The sequence below is a fragment of the Citrobacter sp. TBCS-15 genome (genome assembly GCF_005280815.1).
GTDB lineage: Bacteria > Pseudomonadota > Gammaproteobacteria > Enterobacterales > Enterobacteriaceae > Citrobacter > Citrobacter werkmanii.
In genome coordinates this window covers 1-690 of sequence record NZ_SZWK01000012.1, presented here as the reverse complement: position 1 = coordinate 690, position 690 = coordinate 1, and the positions used below count along the sequence as shown (strand labels likewise).

General features: G+C 30.4%; 1 protein-coding gene. It reads left to right on the top strand.

Features of this window, described 5'->3' with window-relative positions; all coding sequences use genetic code 11:
* Positions 1 to 206 precede the first annotated feature (206 nt).
* Positions 207 to 395: a hypothetical protein gene (locus FDW96_RS00060; RefSeq protein ID WP_036853251.1), complete on the top strand. Its 189-nt coding sequence runs from the start codon at positions 207 to 209 to the stop codon at positions 393 to 395.
* Positions 396 to 690: the final 295 nt, after the last annotated feature.

The window sequence follows — 690 nt, the reverse complement described above, 5'->3', positions numbered from 1 at the left end:
ACAGCGTTAAGTAAGAACTCGTTAAAGTCAACTTTTGACAATGTTTCTTGCTTAAATAATAGCTGTTCTTCTGTCATTTGCTTTCCTTTCTTAACTTCTTTATATAGTATAACATATGCACTTTTTGGGATAGTGTTATCCTCTGTTATGTAAACTATGATTGACTTTGTAGGCATTTTATGTTATACTCTTTATAGGAGGTAACAATGGCTAGAGATAAATATCTAATGTACTTACGACAGCAAGAATACAAGAAGCGTATTAAAATTAAAGTAGATAACACAAGGATTAGAATGAACAGAGAGTACATGAATCAGCCAGAAGTAGATAAGGAAACATTAGAACTATGGAATAGTCAACCAGCGATACATTTTGACTTAGGAGAAAATAAATGAAAACATATATTTACGCTTTATTAATTTTATTAGGAATTTTTGCAATTGTAGCTTTTATAGTAGGTCTATGCATTTTAGGTTCATTCTATCCACTTTTTAGTATAATTGCATTTAGTTTGTTTTTTACTAGCTTGCTGTACTGCTTAATATTATTTATTGTTAAAGATTATATGAGAAAATAAAAAAAGAAATTAGCCCCTTAGGGCTTTTGTTTTACGCTTGACCGCAATTTGACTAGAAGTGGCAGAATGTAAGTGCATTGTGTGTCCTGTTTGTAAAGTATGGTATCAGTAAG